Raw genomic sequence first — 374 nt, 5'->3', positions numbered from 1 at the left:
TTCGGGGTGTTGGTTTCTTCTGTGGCGCTCGTGGTGGTGTGGGTGAGTTGTTGGAAGAGGTCGTGGTGGTCGATGGTGACGGTGAGTTGGGGTCGGAGTCCGCCGTTGCTGGGCAGTTTCCCGGTGGTCATGGCCACGGCGCAGGCTCCGACGAGGCCGTCGAGGAGTTTCTGGGCGCGGGAGCGCCGGTCCAGCTGAGGGCCGGTGGTGCCGGTTTGGGTGTTTGTGGTGTTGGTGAGYCGTGGGTTGGTGGCGGCGTTCATGGCGGTGGTGAGGGTTTCGTATTGTTCGGTGGTGGCGAAGATTTCCAGGTGGTGGAGTCCGTGGCGGCGTCGGCGTCGTAGGAACGCGCCTTGGACGTGGCGGAGGGCTTC

General features: G+C 64.9%; 1 pseudogene. It reads right to left on the bottom strand.

Annotation, left to right across the window (positions count from 1 at the left end):
• Window positions 1-374: pseudogene (locus AB4Y81_RS21585) on the bottom strand (HNH endonuclease signature motif containing protein); the annotation flags it as partial.

The sequence above is a fragment of the Paenarthrobacter sp. TAF1 genome, assembly GCF_052113825.1.
Taxonomy (GTDB): domain Bacteria; phylum Actinomycetota; class Actinomycetes; order Actinomycetales; family Micrococcaceae; genus Arthrobacter; species Arthrobacter nicotinovorans.
Note: the sequence above shows the minus strand (reverse complement) of the source record. Positions and strands in the feature narration are given on the sequence as shown.